The following is a 20,963-nucleotide window of genomic DNA, read 5'->3' as shown; positions in this document are numbered from 1 at the left end:
GAGGGCTTGAAACGCCTCGCTGGGAGCGCGTAGCTCAGCCGGTAGAGCAACTGACTTTTAATCAGTAGGTCCAGGGTTCGAATCCCTGCGCGCTCACCACATCAAAATCATGAATTTACATAGAATTATAATTTGGTCTGCATGTCTTCAATCGAGGCGCTGCTCGACACTGCATGTTCCACCTCGAACTTGCCGAGATTCTCGCGCTCGGTGATTGAGTTACCGGTACCGTAGCCGCCATTTCTACTCCAATCGAGAGCCGGACTTGCCGACACGTGCGCGGCAAGCTAACTATTTGAGATCAGGTGATTGGGGGAAGATCGAATGTCTGATGCAGAACCAAGCAAAGGTCCGGCGACTTGGCGTATTATCACGGCCGCAGTGCTGGATTTCTTCACCGCCTTCTTTGTGCTCGGATTTCTAGTTGCAACAATCGTTGGCGGGCGCACATCGAATGGCTTTGAGCTTACTGGCTGGCGAGCGCTGTTGCTATTTGCTTTGATCGTTGTCTACTTCATCATCTTTAATCGATATTTGGGCGGGACGATCTGGAAGCGTATTCTACGCGCACAGCGCTGAGCTCGGCAGTTTCCTGCCGGGCTCAGCGATCAAGGCTGAGTTACAGGCGCTTCCAATGAAGCAGTTTGGAGCCGGAGCAAAGGTGCTCGTCGCATCGAGGGCCCTGATGATGGTTCACACACAAAGCGAAACTTGACTGGCCTGTCGATTGGTCACATAATAGAACATATCATGAACATTCTTGAGAAGAACCGTGACAGCCGCCAACCTCGAAGCGCTAAGGCGCGATATAATTTTTCTTGGAAAGACTATTCAAAGCAATAGTTTGCGGTCGTTTTTTCACTTTGGGGAAAAGGCCGTCGACAGCGTTTTTCGCGAAGGTCTGCAGCGGGGAGCAATCCATGAAGTCTTTGCATCGCAGGCGGGCGATGCGGGCGCCGCAACGGGCTTCATCATTGCCCTGGCCTTGCGCGCTGCGGCATCGCACAGCCCCATCATCTGGGTCGAAGAGGATTTTGCCGAGCGGGAGAACGGGGTTCCTTATGCTGCGGGTCTTCATGATTTCGGCCTCGCCCCCGAGCGTTTGATCATTGTTCGTTGTTCGACATCGCAGGATGTCCTGAAGGCAGCCTGCGACAGTCTCGGCACGGCGGGAATGGGTGCGGTCATCATCGCCCCCTGGAGCAATCCGAAATGCCTGGACCTGACCGCCTCGCGCAAGCTGCTCCTGACTGCGCAGCAAGCCGATACACCGGCATTTCTGCTGCGTCTCGGAGCGGCGCCGGCCGACAATGCTGCCGTTACGCGCTGGATGATCCGTGCCGCGCCTTCCCGCTCGAGCGGAGCCAATGCGCCGGGGCATCCGGTTTTCGATGCAAGCTTGATCCGCAACAGAATGGGAATGACGGGGCGCTGGCTATTGGAATGGGAAAGTGACGATCATGTTTTCAAACTCGGAAAGCCGGTTTCTGGCCCTTTGGTTTCCATACCTTCCTACCGATCGCCTCAAGAGAGAAGATCGGCAACGGGGAACTAATGGGCATCTGGTCATCGTCGAAAAGGCGGCGAATGTGCTGCGCTTGATGGCGGTGGACGAAAAGGCTGCCGCGGCGGGACTGTACAGGGGCATGGCCTTGACCGATGCCCGTGCGCAATTCGAAAAGCTCGATACGGCCTTTGCGGCCCCGCGCCAGGACAATGCCCTCCTGGAGAAGCTGGCGGATTGGTGTGATCGCTATACGCCTTTGGTGGCGGTGGACGAGCCGCATGGGCTGATACTCGATGTGACAGGCTGCCTGCATCTGCATGGCGGCGAGGAGAAGCTGCTGCACGACATTCATGCCAGCCTGAAGCGCCATGGCATTTGCGTCCGTTCGGCAATCGCCGCCAATCCTGCAGCCGCCCGCGCCCTCGCCCGCTACGGCAATGGCGGGATTGCGGGAGGCGGGATTGCGGGAGCGGATCTGAAACAGCTTCTCTATAGATTGCCTCTCACCAGTCTCGAAGTCGAGCATGCGCATCTTTCGGGGCTGAAGCGGGCAGGATTGTTGACGGTCGGCGATGTGGATGTCCTGCCGCGTGCAGCCTTGACCGCAAGGTTCGGCGCCCGGACGGTCAATCGCCTGGATGCGCTCTTCAGCCGGCACAGCGAGCCGATTTCCCCGCGCCGCATCGTGCCCATCTGCATGGCAGAGAGACGCATGGCGGAACCGCTGACCTTCATGGAGGCAATAGAAGGGGTTATTCGCGAGCTTGCCGGGGAACTTGCACAGCAGCTGAAGGCACGCGTGGAGGGCGCTCGCGAGGTGGAGGCTGTCTTTTTCCGGGCGGATGGAAATATCCGCCGCCTGCGTATCGAGACCGGGCGCCCCGTCACCGACGCGGAAATCCTGATGCGGCTGCTGAAGGAACGTCTCGCCTCGCTCTCGGACCCGCTCGATGCGGGATATGGCTTCGATATTATCCGCCTCGCCGCGCTTCGTGTCGAGAAGACCATGGCCAGGCAAACCAGCCTGGACAATCATGCCGAGGAAACCGACAAGATCGGAACCCTTGTCGACCGCTTATCCATCCGGCTCGGCAGCAAGCGCGTATTGCGGCCGGTATTCGTCGATACGCATATTCCGGAACGCGCTGCCATCCTGGAGCCTGCCACTCTCACCAAGGTAGCGGCCGCTGCCAGATGGAATGCAGGCGATGTTGCAGGCGACCCGCCGCAACGTCCTATCCGCATGTTCCACCCGCCGGAACCGATAGAGGCGACTTTCGAGATTCCCGATGCCGCGCCGGCGCAATTCGTCTGGCGCAAGGCGCGTCACATCATCGTGCTGGCAGAAGGGCCGGAGCGGATCGCCCCGGAATGGTGGCGGGAGAATTCGCGCGCTTTGACACGGGATTATTATCGGCTTGAGGACGATGCGGGACGGCGTTTCTGGGTGTTTCGCGAAGGGCTTTATGAGCGCAATGACCCCGACCCCAAATGGTTCGTGCATGGAATCTTTGCCTGATGGCCTATCACGAGCTTTCCACCACCACGAATTTTTCCTTTCTTGAGGGCGCATCCCACCCGCAGGAATTGATCCAACAGGCGCATCATCTCGGCCTCGGCGGTATCGGGATTGCAGACCGCAACAGCCTGGCGGGCGTGGTGCGGGCCTATTCCGCGCATAGTGAACTGGTCGAAAGAACCGGCTCGCCCTTGAAGCTGTTCATAGGCTGCAGGCTCGTCTTTACGGATGAAACGCCGGACCTGATCGTCTATCCCCGCCACCGTTCCGCCTATGGCCAGCTTTGCCGCCTGCTCAGCGAAGGCCGGGAGCGGGCCAAAATCAAGGGCGAATGTCATCTTCTTTTCGAGGATTTCAAATTCCGGGCGCGCAATTTCCAGATCATCGTGCTTCCCTCCGCCCATACGGAAGGAAGACTGCTGCATTTTCTGAGGCAATTGCGCAGGATCGCCCCTTCCTGCATCTGGCTTGGCCTTGCCATGCCGCATCACGGCGCGGATAAACGCCGGGCGGAAGCGCTGGCCCGGATTGCTGCGGCGAGCAACGTCCCTCTCCTCGCGCATAATGACGTGCTCTACCATTCCCCTGCCCGCCGCCCTTTGCAGGACGTTCTCACCTGTATCCGCGAACAAGTCACGATTGAAACTATCGGGCGCAGACTGGAGAAGAATGCCGAAAGACATCTGAGGGCGCCGGACGAAATGCAGCGTCTGTTCAGGTATTTTCCTGCGGCGCTGGACGAGACCCAGCGCTTTATCGAGCCGATCAGCTTTTCGATGGCGGAGCTCAAATATAATTATCCGGACGAGCCGGTGCCGAAGGGCAAGACACCGCAGCAGCACCTGCGCGACGAGACGTGGAAGGGCGCGGCCCGGCGCTATCCGCAAGGCATCCCGGACAAGGTCCGGAAGCTTCTGGAAAAGGAGCTGCGATTGATCGAGCAACTCAAATACGAGCCCTACTTCCTCACGGTCTACGACATTGTCCAATATGCCCGTTCGCAAGGCATATTGTGCCAGGGGCGCGGTTCTTCAGCCAATTCGGCCGTCTGCTATTGCCTTGGCATCACCGCTGTCGATCCCTCGAAGTCAGAGGTGCTGTTCGAGCGCTTTCTTTCGATCGAGCGCAAGGAACCGCCGGATATCGACGTCGATTTCGAGCATGAGCGGCGCGAAGAGGTCATGCAGTGGATTTTTGAGCGGTATACGCGAAAGCGGGCCGCGATCATTGCAACGGTGATCTGTTATCGCCCGCGCAGCGCCATTCGCGATGTCGGCAAGGCGCTTGGACTGACCGAGGATGTCACCGGCGCTCTCGCCAACATGGTTTGGGGCAGCTGGGGCAAGACCATCGAGCACGAAGAGATCCGGCAGGCGGGCCTTGATCCCGACAATGGCATGATCCGCCGCGCGATCAAACTGACCAGGGCGCTGATCGGCTTTCCGCGTCATCTTTCCCAGCATGTGGGCGGTTATGTCCTGACCCGGGATCGGCTTGATGAAATGGTGCCGATAGGTCCTGCCGCCATGAAGGACCGCACCTTTATCGAATGGGACAAGGACGATATCGACGAACTCAACATAATGAAGGTCGATGTCCTGGCGCTCGGCATGTTGACCTGTATCCGAAAGGCGTTCGAATTCATTCGCCAGACCAAAGGCGAACATTGGGAATTGGCCACGATCCCTCCGGATGATCAAAAAGTTTACGCCATGCTTTGCAGGGCCGATTCCATCGGCGTCTTCCAGGTGGAAAGCCGGGCGCAGATGAACATGCTGCCGAGGCTTCGGCCGCAAGAATTTTACGATCTGGTCATCGAGGTGGCGATCGTCAGGCCGGGTCCTATCCAGGGCGACATGGTGCACCCCTATTTACGGCGCAGGAAAGGCATTGAAAAAGTCCATTATCCATCGCCCTCGCCGAGATATGGCCCTGCTGACGAACTGGAAAATGTTCTTGGCAGGACATTGGGCGTTCCGCTCTTCCAGGAACAGGCCATGCGGATTGCCATTGTCGCAGCCGGCTTTTCAGCCGATGATGCCAATAAACTGCGCCGTTCGATGGCGACTTTCCGCCATATGGGCACGATCCATGAAATGGAAGAGCGCATGGTGGAGGGCATGGTCGGCCGCGGCTATGACCGAACCTTCGCGCAGAATTGCTTCAACCAGATCAAGGGCTTTGGCGAATATGGCTTTCCTGAAAGCCATGCGGCAAGTTTTGCCATTCTGGTCTATGTCTCCGCCTGGATCAAATGCCATCATCCAGAGATCTTCGCGGCTGCGCTACTCAATTCACAGCCGATGGGCTTCTATGCTCCCGCTCAGATTATCCGTGATGTACGCGAGCACGGTGTCGAGGTAAGGCCTGTCGATATCAATTTCAGCGAATGGGACAATACGATCGAGCGGATCGACGCGGATAAGCTCGCTCTGCGCCTCGGTTTCCGCCAGGTGGAAGGCTTTTCCAAGAACTGGGCGAAGAGGATCTGCGAAATCAGGCAGAAGCCGTTTTCCGATATGGAGCAGGTGCGGCGTCTGACCCGGCTGGAGCGAAGGGCGTTTGTGCTGCTGGCGGATGCGGACGCGTTTCGCTCCATAGCCATGGACAGGCGCGCGGCTCTTTGGGCGGTTCGGCGGTTTCCCGACAATGAGACGCTCCCGCTCTTTCTCGCGGCGGACACGAATGAATTGGCGGCCGAGGCCGAGACCAGACTGCCCGACATGCGGTTTTCGGAGCATGTCGTTGCCGATTATGAATCGACCCGGTTTTCACTGAAGGGTCACCCCATGCAGTTCCTGCGTGAAATGTTCGCGAAAGCAGGCGTTTTGAGCTGCAGGGATGCGACGGCTCTGCCGAACAACAGGCGTGTGAAGCTGGCGGGCATCATTACCGTGCGGCAAAGGCCGGGCAGCGCCAAGGGGGTGGTTTTCATGACCATCGAGGATGAAACAGGAATCGCCAATATCGTGATATGGGAAAAACTTCTCCAAAAGCAGCGCAGGGAAGTCATGGGCTCGCGGCTGATCATGATCGAAGGCGTGGTGCAGAGCGCCGATAATGTCGTGCACATCGTCGCCAACAGGCTGCATGACAAGACGGCGGAACTGCACAGATTGTCGGAGCAGCGTGCCCATCTGCCGGTTTCGCGCAGCGATGAACCGACACATTCATCGCAGATGGAATCGCGGGGGCGTCACCCCCGCAATGAAAGGATGCTGCCGAAATCCCGCGATTTTCACTGATCAGCGATCGGCGCGCAATTTGGCGTCTGGAACGACCACAAGCTTGCCGACAAAGCTCTTGGCCATGAAATCGCTTTGAGCCCGGTGGAATTCGGACAAGGGGTAGACGCCGCCGACCAGCGGCTTGATCCGGCCTTCCTCGATGTAGCGCACGATCCGGCGGAAATCGCCGCGTGTCCCTTGCGACGAGCCGTGCAAGGCGAGCTGTTTCAGATACATGGTGCGCAGGTCGAGTTGGACGACAGGACCAGCTATGGCGCCGGCGGTCGTATAACGACCCTCAGCTCTCAGGATGCGAAGGAGATCATTGAAGATCGCGCCGCCGACAAGATCCGCAACGACATCGATCGGCTTGCCGCCAGCTGCCTTGGCGACCGCATCGACGAGATTGCCTTCGCCGCGGGTGATCACGGCCTCGGCGCCTATGTCGAGCAGCGCCTTCTCCTTGCCCGGTCCGACCAGAGCGTAGGGAATGGCACCTCGAGCCCTCGCGAGCTGGACGATGCCCGAACCGACGCCTCCGGAAGCCCCGGTGACGAGGACCCGCTCCCCGGCCTTCAGCGCAGCGCGTTCCAGCATCTGTTCGCCGGTGAGGTAGGCGCAGCAGAACGTCGCCAGCTCGATATCGGTGAGGTCCGTATTGACGAAATGGGCGTTCTCGGCCGGAACCGCCACATATTCCGCATAGCCGCCGTCGCGGCCATGTCCGATATAGTCGATGTCCGCAAGGCTGTCGTCGTCGCGATTATAGATGGAAAAGTCGACCATGACCCGCTCGCCGAGACGTTCGCGCGCTACGCCTTGGCCGACCTCGACGATATTGCCGACGATATCCGTTCCCTGGATACGCGGAAATGTCAGCGTCGGCTCCTGCCGGCGCCAGGTGGATACGGCGCCCGCGTCCTCCTCCGTGCCATAGGCGCCCTCGCGAACCCAGACGTCGGTGTTGTTCATGCCGCAAGCGGTGATCTCGATCAGGACTTCACCCGGCGCCACGGCTGGCAGCGGGGTATTGGTGTTGTAGACCAGCTTGTCCAATCCGCCATGGCCGACCAATTGGACGGCGGCCATGGTCTGCGTGCTTCTATCCTGCATGGGTCCCTCTCAAAGCGCCCGGGCGACCGATTCCACCGCGTCCGCGGTGGCCTTGACGACGATGTCGGCCTCATCCCGCGTCAGGCACAGCGGCGGGGCAAAGCCGAGAATGTCGCCCTGCGGCATCGCGCGGCTGATGACGCCGCGTTCGGCCAGAGCCGCTGCGATCCGCGGCCCGACCTTGTCGGCAGCGTCGAAGAAGACCCGGTCGTCCTTGTCCGCCACGAATTCCACGGCGGCCATGAGCCCATCGCCGCGCACTTCGCCGACGATCGGATGATCGGCCAGCGCCTGCGCCAGCTGCTCGCGGAAATAGCGGCCGGTCTCGCCGGCATTGCGCACGAGGTCCAGCTTGTCGATGAGTTCGAGATTGGCGACGCCGGCAGCGGTGCAGATCGGGTGCGCGGAATAGGTCCAGCCATGGCCGATCGCGCCGAGCGCATCGGAACCGCTGACCAGAACGTCCCAGACCTTGTCGGCAACGATGACGCCGGACAATGGCGCATAGGCCGAGGTCAGTCCCTTGGCGATCGTGATGAGGTCGGGCTTGATGCCGTAATGATCCGATCCGAACATGGTGCCGAGGCGGCCAAAGCCGGTGACGACCTCGTCCGCCACGAGCAGGACGTCATATTTCTTCAGCACTTCCTGGATCTTCTGCCAGTATTGTGCCGGCGGCGGTACGATGCCGCCAGTGCCGAGAATGGGCTCGCCGATAAAGGCCGCCACGGTTTCCGGTCCCTCGGCCAGAATCATTTCTTCCAGCTTGTCGGCGCAATGTTGGGAGAATTGCTCCTCGCTCATCGAGCGGTCGGCGCGGCGGAAATAATATGGCGCTTCCGTATGGAGTATCGGCGCGCGCGGCAGGTCGAAGGCATTGTGGAAGAGTTCGAGCCCGGTAAGGCTGCCGGTCATGACGCCGGAACCATGATATCCACGCCAGCGCGAAATGATCTTCTTCTTTTCCGGCCGGCCGAGAACATTGTTGTAGTACCAGATCAGCTTGATGTTGGTTTCATTGGCATCGGAGCCGGATAGGCCGAAATAGACGCGGCTCATGCCTTCCGGCGCGCGGTCGATGATCATCTTCGACAGCGTGATCGATGCCTCGGTGCCATGGCCGACATAGGCGTGATAATAGGCCAGTTGCTTCGCCTGCTCGGCGATCGCTTCGGCGATTTCCTGCCTGCCATAGCCGACATTGACGCAGTAAAGCCCGGCGAAGGCATCGATGCTGGTCTTGCCCGTGCTGTCGGTGATACGCACGCCCTCGCCGCCGCTGATGACGCGCGTCGGCGTTTCGCCGCGCGCATGGGCGCCCATATGTGTCGACGGGTGGAAGAAATGATCGCGGTCCCACGCATTGAGTTCGTTCGATCTGTTGAGCATGTCCATGTCCTTTCGTGATTCTCAGTGCGTATCGATGCAGAGATATTTGAGTTCGGTGAAAGCCTCGATGCCATGGCGGGAACCCTCCCGGCCAAGGCCCGACTGCTTGACGCCGCCGAACGGGATCGGCGCGCCGGTGATCTTGACCCGGTTGACGGCGACCATGCCGTAGTCGAGGCTTCGCCCGAGGCGCAGCATGCGCGCGCCGTCCTTGGTAACGACATAGGCAACGAGACCGTATTCCGTCGCATTCGCCCGCGCCACCACCTCGTCTTCACTGTCGAACGCCGTGATGGCAGCGACCGGGCCGAATGTTTCTTCGTGCATGATCAACGCATCGTCCGGTACGTCGGCGAGCACGGTCGGCTCGTAGAAGAGTTCTCCGGCCTGATGGCGTTTGCCGCCGACAAGGCATTTCGCGCCCTTTGCAAGCGCATCCTCGACGTGCTCCTCCACCTTCTTCACGGCGCGCTCATGCATCAGCGGGCCGATCTCGGCGCCTTCCGTCAGGCCGGCAGCGACCTTGAGCGCAGCCGCCTTCCTGGCGAAGGCCTGGCCGAACGCCTGGACTATCGGCCGCTGCACATAGATCCGGTTGGCGGCGAGGCAATCCTGGCCGGAGGTGGCGAATTTCGCGTTGACCGCTATTTCCGCGGCACGTTCGATATCGGCGTCCTCGAATATGATCAGGGGCGCGTGGCCGCCGAGCTCCATGACGAGGTTCTTCATCGTGGCAGCGCATTGGCGGGCGATGAGGCGGCCGACCTCCGTCGAACCGGTAAAGCTCAAGGCCCTGACCCGCGCATCGTCGCAGAACTGGCCGACGACCTTCGATGCTTCGCCGGTGACGATATTGAACACGCCGGCCGGAATGCCTGCCCGGTCGGCGAGTTCGGCGAGCGCGAGCGCCGAGAACGGCGTTTCCGATGATGGATGCGCAACGATCGTGCAGCCCGCGGCTAGCGCTGCGGCCGCCTTGCGGGTAAGCATGGCCGAGGGGAAATTCCATGGCGTGACGACGCCGACGACGCCCAGTGCCTCCCGGCGCACCATCATTTCGGCGCCGGCGAGATGGCTGGTGACACTCTCGGCGTTCAGGCGCTTGGCTTCCTCGGCATACCATTCCACGAAGGATGCGGCATATTCGATCTCGCCAAGTGATTCCGCCAGCGGCTTTCCCTGTTCGAGGGTCATGATCAGCGCCAGATCGTCCTTGGCTTCGAGCATCAACTCGTACCAGCGGCGCAGCTTTGCCGAGCGCTGTTGCGGAAGCAGGTCGCGCCAGAGCGGAAACGCGCGGGCAGCGGCATCGATGGCCAGCGACGCCTGTTCGGCATTCAGCTTCGACACCCAGCCGATCGCCGTGCCCGAGGCCGGATCGTTGACTTCGAATGTCTGACCCGCATCGCCGGCGGTCCAATGGCCGTCAATATAGGCAAGCTCGCGCAGCATGCGACGGTCCTTGAGACCGTCGAGCGCGGCGTGCCGGTCTGGTCGTGCAAAATGGGCTGACATAAGGCTCTCCCGAATATGTTCGGGCCCAGTTTCGCGCTTTCATGCGGAGAAAGAGGCTGTTTATGGCCGGGAGAACGGAGAGATTGTCTGTATTGCCGCGGATAGGAGGATATTCTGGCTACGCATCGGGAATGAGATCGGCAACCGGCAGGACCGCATCGTCCTTGACGGTCTTCGTCACGATATAGGTGAAGTAACGGTCGATGCCGATCTCCTGCTGTAGCAGATCGTCAACCAGCCGTTGATAGGAATCGATATCTCGCGCCATGACCTTCACGACGTAGTCGACGCCTCCGCCCACGGACCAGCATGCGACGATCTCCGGTATCGTCTTGACCGTCCGTTCGAAACGGTCGAAATCGGCCTGCCGGTGCGCACCGAGCGTGACCTCCATCAGGACGGTCGTTACAGGCGTGACCAGACGCAGCGCGAGCCGCGCGTGATAGCCGGTGATGATGCCGGCCTTCTCCAACCGCCGCAGCCGGGTCCAGCACGGCGTCGGCGAGATGCCGACACGCTCGGCGAGCGCCAGCTTGGTGATGCGCCCTTCCCGCTGTATCGCGTCGAGAATCCGGATATCGATCGTATCGAGCTTGATTGAGGTCATGTTTCGCCTGTTTCGCTATCGCCTAATCATGACGTTGTCATTTTTTGATTGTCAATTGCACTGACTTCGATCACTTATAAATCATGACATTCTGGCAACCAGATCCTGCGGCACTGCGCCGCCCGGCCTATCTCTCGCTCGCCGAACAGATTGCGCGCGCGATTGCCGATGGCAAGCTGGAGCAAGGCGCGCGCCTGCCGACCCATCGAAAGATGGCCGACGATCTGCAGCTTTCGGTGCAGACCGTGAGCAGGGCCTATGAGGAATTGATCCGCCGCAACCTGATTACCGGCGAAACGGGGCGCGGCACATTCGTTTCATCCACCCGCAGTGAGCCCGATCCGCCCTACCTGCCGGAACGTCTCGGCGAAGTCATCGACCTTTCGATCCTCAAGCCGATTTGCGAAACGTCGCATCTCGACCGCATGAAGAAGGCGCTGGCCTGGCTTTCGGAAAGCCTGCCGCCAAGCTCGGCCCTGTCGTTCCGGCCGAACGTCGTATTCCCCCGCCACCGCGCCACGGCGGTGGAATGGCTGCGGCTGTGCGGGCTCGACGTGCATCCGACGAATGTAAGCGTCACCAATGGCGCGACCGCAGCCATGACCGTCGCCCTGATGAGCGTCGCGCCGCCCGGCTCGCGCATCGCGACCGAGGGCATAGGCCATCACACGCTGACGCCCCTTGCCTCCTATCTCGGCCTGACGCTGGACGGCCTGGCCATCGACGACCAGGGCATCGTTCCGGAGGCACTGGACGAGTGTTGCCGCGAAACCGGTATTCAGGCCGTGTTCGTGCAGCCTTCGGTGATCAATCCCACCGCCGCCCTCATGGGTCTTGAGCGGCGTTTGGCGCTTGTCGAGGTGGCCCGCAAACACGACATAGCGATTATCGAGAGCGATGTCCTCGGCCCGCTGGTGGAGGATCGCCCTCCTCCGATCGCCGCGCTCGCGCCGGAGCGGACGCTCTATTTCACCAGTTTCACCAAGATCGTGATTCCGGGGCTGCGCATCGGCTATCTTGTGGCGCCGGATCGCTATGTTGCCGCGGTGGCGAACCGGCATCTCGTATCCAACTGGATGGCGACGCCGATCATGGCCGAGATCGCCAGCCGCTGGGTCGTCGACGGCACCGCCAGGGAACTCGTGGATTGGCAGCGGGAGGCATTGAGGGCGCGTCACGCGACCGCCGCCGAAATGCTTTCGGACATTCCATTTCTATCGCATCCGCAAAGCCTGCATATCTGGCTGCCATTGACCGGCGAGCGCACCGAGGACGCCTTCGTTGCCCATGCGCGCCTGCAAGGCGTCGCGATAGCGCCCGGCGCATCCTTCCGCATATCGAACTATCCCTGGCATTCGGCGGTGCGCATTTCGCTCGGATCGACCACCGAAAACGAATTGCGCTCCGGCCTTGCCGTGGTGGCAAATCTCATGCGCGGCGATCTCGAGCATCTGCTGCTCGCCATATGATCGAACTGCCCGATTCTTCAGCACGCTCGCCTAAATTGTCATGATTTAATTTTTACAATTGACATGATTTGATAACTCTCCCATCGTTGGCCATGAGGTTGTCTCAACCAGAAGGGAGACACGCATGCCCCCATCCAACGCCGCCCCGATCATAGAGATTGACGGCATCAGCAAGAGCTTTGGCGCCTTCAAGGTGCTGAACGACCTGTCGTTCAGCGTCAAGCCGCGCGAAAAGCTGGCGCTGATCGGCCCATCGGGCTCAGGCAAGACCACGATCCTGCGCATATTGATGACGCTGGAAGGCATCGATTCCGGCACGATCCGGGTCGATGGCGATAATCTCTACCAGATGGAGCGCAATGGAAAACTGCAACCCGCCGACGAGTCTCATCTGCACAGGATGCGCGAGAAGATCGGCATGGTGTTCCAGCTCTTCAACCTGTTCCCGCATAAATGCGTTCTCGACAATGTCACCCTCGCGCCGATGCTGACCAAAGGCGTTTCCCGCCGGGATGCGGAGAAGCACGCGATGGAACTGCTGGACATGGTCGGACTGGCGGACAAGGCAAAATCCATGCCCTCGCAGCTCTCGGGCGGACAGAAGCAGCGCGTCGCGATCGCCCGCGCTCTGGCCTTGAAGCCGAAGATCATGCTGTTCGACGAGGTGACCTCGGCACTCGATCCCGAGCTTGTCGAGGAAGTGCTCAACGTCCTGTGGCGCCTTTGCCGCGAGACCGACATGACCATGCTGCTCGTCACGCACGAGATGGGCTTTGCCCATGATTTTGCCGACCGCGTCCTTTTCTTCGACCGCGGCCGCATCGTCGAAGACGGCAAGCCGGATGAAATTTTCAGGCACCCGAAACAGGAGCGCACCCAGGCCTTCCTGAAGAAGATCATCGCAGCAGGGCATCGCGTCTGAGGCGCTGAACAAGAAATACCCAAAAAAACAACCAGAGGAGTTGGGAACATGAAATTGAAGAGTTTGAGTGCATTTCTTGCAGCTGCCACCTGCGCCAGCATTGCCATGTCCGCGCCGGCGGCCCGTGCAGACGAGGCATTGGACAAGCTGAAGGAACAGGGTTTTGCCCGCATCGCCATCGCCAACGAACCGCCATTTACAGCCGTGAAGGCGGACGGCACCGTTTCCGGCGCCGGTCCGGATGTCGCCCGCGAAGTGTTCAAGAAGCTCGGAGTCGGCGACGTGGTTGCGTCGATCTCGGAATATGGCGCCATGATCCCCGGCCTGCAGGCTGGTCGTCATGATGTCGTGACCGCAGGCCTGTTCATGAAGCCGGAGCGCTGCAACGCGGTCGCCTATTCGGAGCCGATCCTGTGCGACGCCGAAGCTTTCCTCGTCAAGAAGGGCAATCCGAAAGGCTTCAAGAGCTATGCGGATATCGCCAAGGACGAAAAGGCGACGATCGGTGCGCCGGGCGGTGGCACGGAAGAACGCCTTGCGCTCGAAGCCGGTGTTCCGCGTGAGCGGGTCATCGTCGTCCCGGATGGGCAGAGCGGTCTGAAAATGCTGCAGGACGGACGCATCGACACCTATTCGCTGCCGGTACTTTCGATCAACGATCTCGTCAAGAAGGCCAATGACCCCAATCTCGAGGTGATCGCGCCGGTACAGGGTGCGCCGGTCTATTGCGATGGCGCCGCCTTCCGCAAGGGCGATACGGCACTGCGCGACGAGTTCGACAAGGTGCTCGCCGAGATGAAGAAGTCCGGCGAATTCGCCAAGATCGTCGAACCCTATGGGTTCTCCGCACAGGCGGCGATGTCGACCACCCGCGACAAGCTCTGCGCCGCAAAGTAACTCCTCCGTGAAAGTAGAGCCGCCTGCCCGCGGGCGTGGCGGCTCCTCCCACAGCAACGACGAAGGGTGGCTGCAATGGGCCAATGGGCCGGCTATCTACAACTTATCCTCGATGGCGCCGTCGTCACGATCAAGCTGACGTTGATGGGTTCCGCCTTGGCGCTTGTGATGGCGTTTCTTGCCGGCCTCGGCCGCTTGTCCAGGTTTGCGGTGTTTCGCTGGCTTGCGACGGCCTATATCGAGTTTTTTCGCGGCACATCGATCTTTGTCCAGCTGTTCTGGGCTTATTTCGTCCTGCCATTGTTCGGCTTTTCGCTGACGCCATTGCAGGCCGGCGTGCTGGCGCTGGGGCTGAATGTCGGCGCCTATGCGGCCGAGGTCGTGCGCGGCGCCATCAAATCCATCGGCAAGGAACAATATGAGGCCTGCATCGCGCTCAACTTCAATCGCTGGCAAGGTCTTCGGCATGTCATCCTGCCGCAGGCATTCGTGCTGATGCTGCCGACCTTCGGCAACAACGCGATCGAGTTGTTGAAAGCTTCGGCCGTCGTCTCCCTTATCTCGCTGACCGATATGACCTTTCAGGCCCAGGTGGTCCGGGCACAGACCGGAAACACGCTGTTTCCGTTCCTGACGATCCTCATTCTCTATTTCATCATGGCAAGCGTCATATCCCTCGCAATCCGTGGTCTTGAGCGTTATCTGACGCGCGGCCTCGACGGCATTCGGTCATAGGAGGCAGCGATGGAATGGGATTGGAGTTTCGTCGTACAGATACTTCCCACCCTCATCGAGGGCGTGAAGATCACCATCATCGCCACGCTTCTCGGATCGGTGTTCGCAGCGATCATCGGGCTCGCCATTGCGATCGTCCGTCGTTCGAAGAACCGGCTCATCTCGATGCCGGTCGGCTTCCTGGCCGAATTCATCCGCGGCACACCGCTTCTCGTGCAGCTCTATTTCATATTCTACGTCCTGCCGGATCTCGGCATCACGCTTTCGCCGCTCGTCGCCGGCGTCATCGGGCTTGGCCTCCATTACGGCACCTATGCAGCCGAGGTCTACCGGGCGGGCATCGACAATGTGGCGCGCGGCCAATGGGAGGCGGCCCGGGCATGCAACCTGACGACGCGCCAGACATGGACGCAGGTCATCCTGCCCCAGGCCCTGCCGCCGATGATCCCTGCCCTCGCCAATTATTTCATTGCGATGTTCAAGGAGACACCGCTGCTGTCGGCGATCACCGTTCTGGAACTGATGAACCAGGCCCGCAGCATCGCCAACTACAATTATCGCTATATTGAGCCGATCACCCTGGTCGGTGCGTTCTTCCTGGTCATTTCGCTGGTTTCGGTCGTCGGATTGCGCTGGCTCGAACGCCGCTACGGCAAGATCGACTAGGTGGACCCGATGGACAGCACCACGAATATCCAACAGAGCAGATATGAACCGGCCTATGACGACAGGCCCGTAGCAAAGCGCGTCGGCCTGGTGATCCTTGCCACCGACCATACGACCGAACCGGATTTCCAGCGGATGGTGGCAAGCCCGGCCATCGGTCTCTACACCGCCCGCGTCCCCTACGCCAATCCGACTACGCCCGAGAACCTGCGCCGGATGCAGCCGACATTGACGGAGGGTGCACGCCTTATCCTGCCCGACGAACCGCTGGATGCCATCTGCTATTCGTGCACGTCGGCTTCGGTCGTCATCGGCGATGACGAGATCGCGGCGGCCATCAATCTTGCCAAGCCGGATGTACCGGTCGTCACGCCGCCGCTTGCCGCCGTGAAGGGATTGCAAGCCCTTGGCGCGCGCCGCATCAGCGTGCTTACGCCCTATACGATCGAGACGAGTACGCCCATGGCGGCCTATTTCGAGGAAAAGGGCTTCGATATTGCGCGCTTTACCTGCCTGGGGCTCGATGATGATCGAAAAATGGCGCGGATTTCACCGGATTCGCTCATCGAACTGGCCAGGCAGGCGCTCGCGGCGGATAGCGATGCGCTCTTCATCTCCTGCACCGCGTTGCGGTCGGCCGGGGTAGCGGCAAGGATCGAGCAAATTACCGGCAAGACTGTCGTCACCAGCAATCAGGCGACAGCCTGGGCGACGCTGAGGATCTGCGGCGATGCGGCGGCCAAGCCCGAATATGGGCAGCTCCTGACCAAATCCCTGGCGCGTTGGTGATCATGATCACGGAACCTGTCACCCTGGCGGACATCGAGACGGCGCGCGAGGCCATCCGCGGCCGCGTCTTGCGCACGCCCATGGTCCGCTCCAGCGCCCTTTCGGAGCTTGCCGGCGTTCCGGTCCATCTGAAGCTCGAACATCACCAGACGACGGGCAGCTTCAAGCTGCGCGGCGCGAGCAATGCCGTTGCCCGGCTCGATCAAGCGCAGAAGCGGCGCGGCGTGGTTGCTGCCTCGACAGGCAATCACGGCCGGGCGCTGGCCTATGCCGCCAGCCTCGAAGGCATGCGCGCCACGATATGCATGTCGCGGCTCGTCCCCTCCAACAAGGTCGAGGAAATCAGGCGGCTCGGCGCCGAGATCCGCATTGTCGGCAAATCGCAGGATGATGCACAGGAGGAGGTCGAACGGCTCGTGGAACAGGAGGGGCTGATCATGATCCCGCCCTTCGACCATGCGGCGATCATTGCCGGCCAGGGCACACTCGGTCTCGAGATCGTCGAGGATGTGCCGGACGTGACCTCCGTTCTGGTGCCGCTATCCGGCGGCGGGTTGATTGCCGGGGTGGCTGCTGCCGTCAAGGGCCGCGCGCCGAACGCCAGGATCGTCGGCATTTCGATGGATCGCGGCGCGGCCATGTATGCAAGCCTGGCCGCCGGCAGGCCGGTTCTCGTCGAGGAGAGCGAGAGCCTGGCGGATTCGCTCGGCGGCGGCATCGGACTCGACAACCGCTTCACATTCGCCATGGCGCGCGCGCTGGTCGACGAGGTCATCCTGCTCGACGAAGAGCAGATCGCCGCCGGTATCGTCCATGCCTATCGTGAGGAGCGGGAAATCGTCGAGGGAGCGGCGGCGGTGGGCATAGCGGCAATCCTGGCCGGAAAAGCACGGCTCGACGGGCCGACCGTCATCGTCCTGTCCGGGCGTAATATCGATATGAACCAACATCTTAAACTCATCTGCTCGGAAAGCGCTTCATCATGGCCAGAATGACGATCCTGACAGAGGCGGATCTCAGGAAGATCGTGCCTCTCGATATTGATGCAGTAGCCTGCGTCGAGGATGCGTTCCGCGCACTGGCGACGAAGGCGGTGGCAATGCCGCCCATTCTGCGGCTCGACATTCCGGAATATCGCGGCGAAGTCGATGTGAAGACCGCCTATGTCCCCGGAATCGACGGTTTTGCGATCAAGATCAGCCCCGGCTTCTTCGACAACCCCAAGCTCGGCCTTCCGAGCGTCAATGGAATGATGGTGTTGCTCAGCAGTCGCACCGGGCTTGTGGAAGCCTTGCTGCTCGACAATGGCTATTTGACCGATGTGCGCACGGCGGCCGCCGGGGCCGTGGCGGCAAAGCATCTCTCCCGCGCCGACGCCAGTGTCGCGACCATCTTCGGTGCGGGCGTGCAGGCAGGCCTGCAATTGCAGGCATTGACGCTCGTCCGGCCGATCGCTTCGGCCCGCATCTGGGCACGCGACATGGCCAAGGCCGAACAGGCGGCGCGCGCGTTGACGGAGCAGCTCGGCTTTCCCGTCGCGGCCATCGCCGATCCGCAACAGGCCGTTCGCTCGGCCGATATCATCGTGACGACGACGCCCTCGGATACTCCCATCCTGCAGAAGACATGGCTCCAGCCCGGCCAGCACATCACGGCGATGGGTTCCGATGCCGAACACAAGAACGAGCTGGCGCCCGACATCATCACCTGGGCCGATGTCTATGTCGCCGACAGCCTCAAACAGACGAGACGGCTTGGCGAACTGCACCATGCCATCGCCGCCGGCCTCGTCAAGCCGGACGATGAATTTGCCGAGCTCGGCGCCGTCGTCGCGGCGACATCGACAGGCCGCCTGTCGCAGACCGACATAACGATAGCCGACCTCACGGGAACCGGCGTCCAGGATACCGCCATAGCCACCCTCGCCCGCGACCGCGCACGAAAGGCGAAGGCCGGCACAGATTTCGAAAGTTGATGGGCTCATCGGCCCGAGCATGAGGTAACGAACATGATCGAACCAAATCTGAAATTCACCAGGCAGGAATTTGCCGACAGGCTGGCCAAGACGCGCGCGGCGATGGCAAAGCGCGGCGTCGATCTGCTGATCTGCAGCGATCCCTCCAACATGGCCTGGCTGACGGGCTATGATGGCTGGTCGTTCTACGTGCACCAGGCTGTCATCGTGCCACCGGAAGGCGAGCCGGTCTGGTATGGCCGCGGCCAGGACGCCAATGGCGCCAAACGGACCGCCTATCTGAACCATGACAATATCGTCGGTTATGCCGACCATTACGTTCAGTCGACGGAACGCCATCCGATGGATTTCCTGTCGCAGATCATCACAGAGCGCGGCTGGGACAAGCTGACCATCGGCGTCGAGATGGACAATTACTGGTTCTCGGCGGCGGCCTACGCCGCGTTGCAGAAACATCTGCCCAATGCGCGCTTCCTCGACGCCACGGCGCTCGTCAACTGGCAAAGGGCGGTGAAAAGCCCGACGGAAATCGACTATATGCGCAAGGCGGCGCGCATCGTCGAGCTCATGCATCAGCGCATCGTCGAAAAAATCGAGCCGGGAATGCGCAAATGCGACCTCGTGGCGGAGATATATGATGCCGGTATCCGCGGCACCGACGAATTCGGCGGCGACTATCCCGCGATCGTGCCGCTTCTTCCCTCGGGCATCGACGCTTCGGCGCCGCACCTGACTTGGGACGACAAGCCGATGAAATCCGGCGAAGGCACGTTCTTCGAGATCGCCGGCTGCTACAATCGCTACCATCTGCCGCTTTCCCGCACCGTGTTTCTCGGCAAGCCGACGGACGAGTTTCTGGATGCGGAAAAGGCGACACTCGAAGGCATGGAGGCCGGACTCGCAGCAGCCAAGCCGGGCAATACCTGCGAAGACATCGCCAATGCCTTCTTCGGCGTGCTGAAGAAATACGGCATCGTAAAGGACAACCGCACGGGCTATCCCATCGGCATATCCTATCCGCCGGATTGGGGCGAGCGCACCATGAGCCTGCGTCCCGGTGACAAGACCGTGCTGCAACCCGGCATGACCTTCCATTTCATGACCGGCCTGTGGCTGGAAACGATGGGCCTCGAGATAACCGAAAGCATTCTTATCACGGACACGGGTGTGGAATGTCTCGCCAACGTGCCGCGCAAGCTGTTCGTGAAGAATTGAGGCAGCCATGCTGAACGGAACGCCACGCCCCTCGCCCATAACGCCGACGATCAACCTCGACAAGCCGGGCGTGCAGCACGGTTTCCTGCGACTGCCCTATAGCCGTGACGATTCCGCCTGGGGTTCGGTGATGATCCCCATTGCCGTCCTGCGCAACGGCAATGGACCGACGGCGCTCCTCACCGGCGGCAATCATGGCGATGAGTATGAAGGGCCGATTGCCCTGTTCGACCTCGCCCGCACGCTGGACATCGACCGCATCAGCGGCACGGTGATCATCGTTCCGGCGATGAATTATCCGGCCTTCTGCGCCGGCACCAGAACGTCGCCGATCGACAAGGGCAATATGAACCGCAGTTATCCCGGCCGGCCGGATGGCACGGTGACGCAGAAAATCGCCGACTTCTTCACGCGCGAGCTGTTGCCGCGGGCCGATATCGTCCTGGACTTTCATTCCGGCGGCAAGACGCTCGACTTCGTGCCCTTCGCGGCCGCGCATATCCTGCCGGACAAGGAACAGGAAGCCCGTGGCTTCGCGGCGGTGGAAGCATTTTCGGCGCCATGGTCGATGCGCATGCTCGAAATCGATGCCGTTGGAATGTACGACACGACCGTCGAGGAAATGGGCAAGGTCTTCGTGACCACCGAGCTTGGCGGCGGCGGCACCGCGCGCGCCGAAACCATCGCCATAGCCAAGCGCGGCGCCGCCAATCTGTTGCGCCATGCCGGGATTCTCGCCGGTGCCGTGGAGCGACAGGCCACGCGCTGGCTGGACATGCCCTCCGGCGATTGCTTCTCCTTCGCGGAGGATGGCGGGCTGATCGAAACCATGGTCGATCTCGGCGATCCCGTCAGCGTCGGCCAGGTCATCGCGCGTATCTATCCCATCGGCCGCACCGGCACGGAGCCGACGGAACTTCGTTCGAAACTGGATGGTATCCTTGCTGCCCGGCATTTCCCCGGGCTCGTCAAGGCCGGCGACTGCGTTGCCGTCATCGGAACAGTCGACTAGTACGCCGGGGCCCGGAGCGTGCGGCAGGTTTTGTTATCCAAACGCTTTTCTTCGTCCTAACATCTGCGTGATGATTCTCTTGCCGATACGGATCAAGGAATCCCGGCCTGCGGACCATCATGCTGAAACCTGATTGGAGGAGATTGGTATGGACGGACAAGGCCTTCTTGTATTCCTGTTGGTCGGTTTGGTCGCCGGATGGCTGGCGAGCATTCTCGTGCGCGGTGGCGGCTTCGGCCTGATCGGTGATCTTATCGTCGGCGTGATTGGTGCATTCATCGCCGGTTACCTCTTCCCGGCGCTCGGACTCTCGCTGGGTGGCGGCATACTTGGCGCCATCATTGCAGCCACGATCGGTGCGGTCATATTGCTGGTCATCGTAAGAGCAGTTAAACGAGCCTGATAC

Annotated in this window: 19 protein-coding genes and 1 tRNA gene; 16 read left to right on the top strand and 4 right to left on the bottom strand. The window is 60.8% G+C overall.

Annotated elements, in window-relative coordinates; translation table 11 throughout:
• The first annotated feature begins 23 nt into the window (after positions 1 to 23).
• The 5 genes from OSJ75_RS14940 (at position 24) to OSJ75_RS14920 (ending at position 6,271) form a co-directional block, all read left to right on the top strand.
• Positions 24 to 99: transfer RNA gene (locus OSJ75_RS14940), tRNA-Lys, on the top strand.
• A 225-nt stretch (positions 100 to 324) separates the two neighbouring features.
• Positions 325 to 579, top strand: coding sequence for a hypothetical protein (locus OSJ75_RS14935; protein ID WP_267228582.1), 255 nt, complete (start codon positions 325 to 327; stop codon positions 577 to 579).
• A gap of 265 nt (positions 580 to 844) precedes the next feature.
• Positions 845 to 1,555 (top strand): ImuA family protein, encoded by a 711-nt coding sequence (locus OSJ75_RS14930; protein ID WP_250018723.1) that lies wholly within the window; start codon positions 845 to 847, stop codon positions 1,553 to 1,555.
• 13 nt (positions 1,556 to 1,568) lie between these two features.
• Positions 1,569 to 3,026, top strand: coding sequence for a Y-family DNA polymerase (locus OSJ75_RS14925; RefSeq protein WP_267228618.1), 1,458 nt, complete (start codon positions 1,569 to 1,571; stop codon positions 3,024 to 3,026).
• Positions 3,023 to 6,271 carry an error-prone DNA polymerase gene (locus tag OSJ75_RS14920; RefSeq protein ID WP_267228617.1) on the top strand — a complete coding sequence of 1,083 codons (3,249 nt, stop codon included), beginning with the start codon at positions 3,023 to 3,025 and terminating at the stop codon, positions 6,269 to 6,271. The genes OSJ75_RS14925 and OSJ75_RS14920 overlap by 4 nt, the downstream gene beginning before the upstream one ends.
• Here OSJ75_RS14920 and OSJ75_RS14915 read toward each other — a convergent pair whose 3' ends face one another.
• The 4 genes from OSJ75_RS14915 to OSJ75_RS14900 all read right to left on the bottom strand — a co-directional run bounded on the left by OSJ75_RS14915 (position 6,272) and on the right by OSJ75_RS14900 (position 10,877).
• Positions 6,272 to 7,366, bottom strand: coding sequence for an alcohol dehydrogenase family protein (locus OSJ75_RS14915; RefSeq protein ID WP_267228581.1), 1,095 nt, complete (start codon positions 7,364 to 7,366; stop codon positions 6,272 to 6,274).
• A gap of 9 nt (positions 7,367 to 7,375) precedes the next feature.
• Positions 7,376 to 8,755 (bottom strand): aspartate aminotransferase family protein, encoded by a 1,380-nt coding sequence (locus tag OSJ75_RS14910; protein ID WP_267228580.1) that lies wholly within the window; start codon positions 8,753 to 8,755, stop codon positions 7,376 to 7,378.
• A 21-nt stretch (positions 8,756 to 8,776) separates the two neighbouring features.
• Positions 8,777 to 10,270, bottom strand: a complete 1,494-nt coding sequence (locus OSJ75_RS14905; RefSeq protein ID WP_267228579.1) for an NAD-dependent succinate-semialdehyde dehydrogenase — start codon at positions 10,268 to 10,270, stop codon at positions 8,777 to 8,779.
• Between the two features lie 118 nt (positions 10,271 to 10,388).
• A complete protein-coding gene (locus OSJ75_RS14900; protein ID WP_267228578.1) occupies positions 10,389 to 10,877 on the bottom strand; it encodes an Lrp/AsnC family transcriptional regulator in 489 nt (162 codons plus the stop codon).
• 83 nt (positions 10,878 to 10,960) lie between these two features.
• Between OSJ75_RS14900 and OSJ75_RS14895 the strand changes: the two genes are divergently transcribed.
• The 11 genes from OSJ75_RS14895 to OSJ75_RS14845 all read left to right on the top strand — a co-directional run bounded on the left by OSJ75_RS14895 (position 10,961) and on the right by OSJ75_RS14845 (position 20,960).
• The gene (locus OSJ75_RS14895; RefSeq protein WP_267228577.1) at positions 10,961 to 12,346 is read left to right on the top strand and encodes a PLP-dependent aminotransferase family protein; all 1,386 of its coding nucleotides are present in this window, start codon (positions 10,961 to 10,963) and stop codon (positions 12,344 to 12,346) included.
• Positions 12,347 to 12,470: 124 nt separating this feature from the next.
• Positions 12,471 to 13,268: an ectoine/hydroxyectoine ABC transporter ATP-binding protein EhuA gene (gene ehuA / locus OSJ75_RS14890; protein WP_250018717.1), complete on the top strand. Its 798-nt coding sequence runs from the start codon at positions 12,471 to 12,473 to the stop codon at positions 13,266 to 13,268.
• A gap of 48 nt (positions 13,269 to 13,316) precedes the next feature.
• The gene (gene ehuB, locus OSJ75_RS14885; RefSeq protein WP_250018716.1) at positions 13,317 to 14,165 is read left to right on the top strand and encodes an ectoine/hydroxyectoine ABC transporter substrate-binding protein EhuB; all 849 of its coding nucleotides are present in this window, start codon (positions 13,317 to 13,319) and stop codon (positions 14,163 to 14,165) included.
• A 75-nt stretch (positions 14,166 to 14,240) separates the two neighbouring features.
• A complete protein-coding gene (gene ehuC, locus OSJ75_RS14880) occupies positions 14,241 to 14,900 on the top strand; it encodes an ectoine/hydroxyectoine ABC transporter permease subunit EhuC (protein ID WP_250018715.1) in 660 nt (219 codons plus the stop codon).
• Between the two features lie 9 nt (positions 14,901 to 14,909).
• On the top strand, positions 14,910 to 15,566 hold the full coding sequence (gene ehuD, locus OSJ75_RS14875) for an ectoine/hydroxyectoine ABC transporter permease subunit EhuD (protein ID WP_250018714.1): 657 nt from the start codon (positions 14,910 to 14,912) through the stop codon (positions 15,564 to 15,566).
• Between the two features lie 9 nt (positions 15,567 to 15,575).
• Positions 15,576 to 16,355, top strand: coding sequence for an ectoine utilization protein EutA (gene eutA / locus OSJ75_RS14870; protein ID WP_267228576.1), 780 nt, complete (start codon positions 15,576 to 15,578; stop codon positions 16,353 to 16,355).
• 2 nt (positions 16,356 to 16,357) lie between these two features.
• Positions 16,358 to 17,350, top strand: a complete 993-nt coding sequence (gene eutB / locus OSJ75_RS14865; protein ID WP_267228575.1) for a hydroxyectoine utilization dehydratase EutB — start codon at positions 16,358 to 16,360, stop codon at positions 17,348 to 17,350.
• Positions 17,338 to 18,330 carry an ectoine utilization protein EutC gene (gene eutC, locus OSJ75_RS14860; protein ID WP_267228574.1) on the top strand — a complete coding sequence of 331 codons (993 nt, stop codon included), beginning with the start codon at positions 17,338 to 17,340 and terminating at the stop codon, positions 18,328 to 18,330. The genes eutB and eutC overlap by 13 nt, the downstream gene beginning before the upstream one ends.
• Positions 18,331 to 18,363: 33 nt before the next feature.
• Entirely contained in the window at positions 18,364 to 19,545 is a 1,182-nt protein-coding gene (doeA, locus tag OSJ75_RS14855; RefSeq protein ID WP_416362570.1) for an ectoine hydrolase DoeA, read from the top strand.
• Between the two features lie 7 nt (positions 19,546 to 19,552).
• Positions 19,553 to 20,557 (top strand): N(2)-acetyl-L-2,4-diaminobutanoate deacetylase DoeB, encoded by a 1,005-nt coding sequence (gene doeB, locus OSJ75_RS14850; RefSeq protein ID WP_267228573.1) that lies wholly within the window; start codon positions 19,553 to 19,555, stop codon positions 20,555 to 20,557.
• Between the two features lie 148 nt (positions 20,558 to 20,705).
• Positions 20,706 to 20,960 carry a GlsB/YeaQ/YmgE family stress response membrane protein gene (locus OSJ75_RS14845; RefSeq protein WP_267228572.1) on the top strand — a complete coding sequence of 85 codons (255 nt, stop codon included), beginning with the start codon at positions 20,706 to 20,708 and terminating at the stop codon, positions 20,958 to 20,960.
• The last annotated feature ends 3 nt before the right edge of the window (positions 20,961 to 20,963 follow it).

Source organism: Phyllobacterium sp. 0TCS1.6A (assembly GCF_026420825.1).
GTDB lineage: Bacteria > Pseudomonadota > Alphaproteobacteria > Rhizobiales > Rhizobiaceae > Phyllobacterium.
The sequence above is the reverse complement of the archived record's forward strand: the minus strand, read 5'-3'. Positions and strand labels throughout refer to the sequence as shown.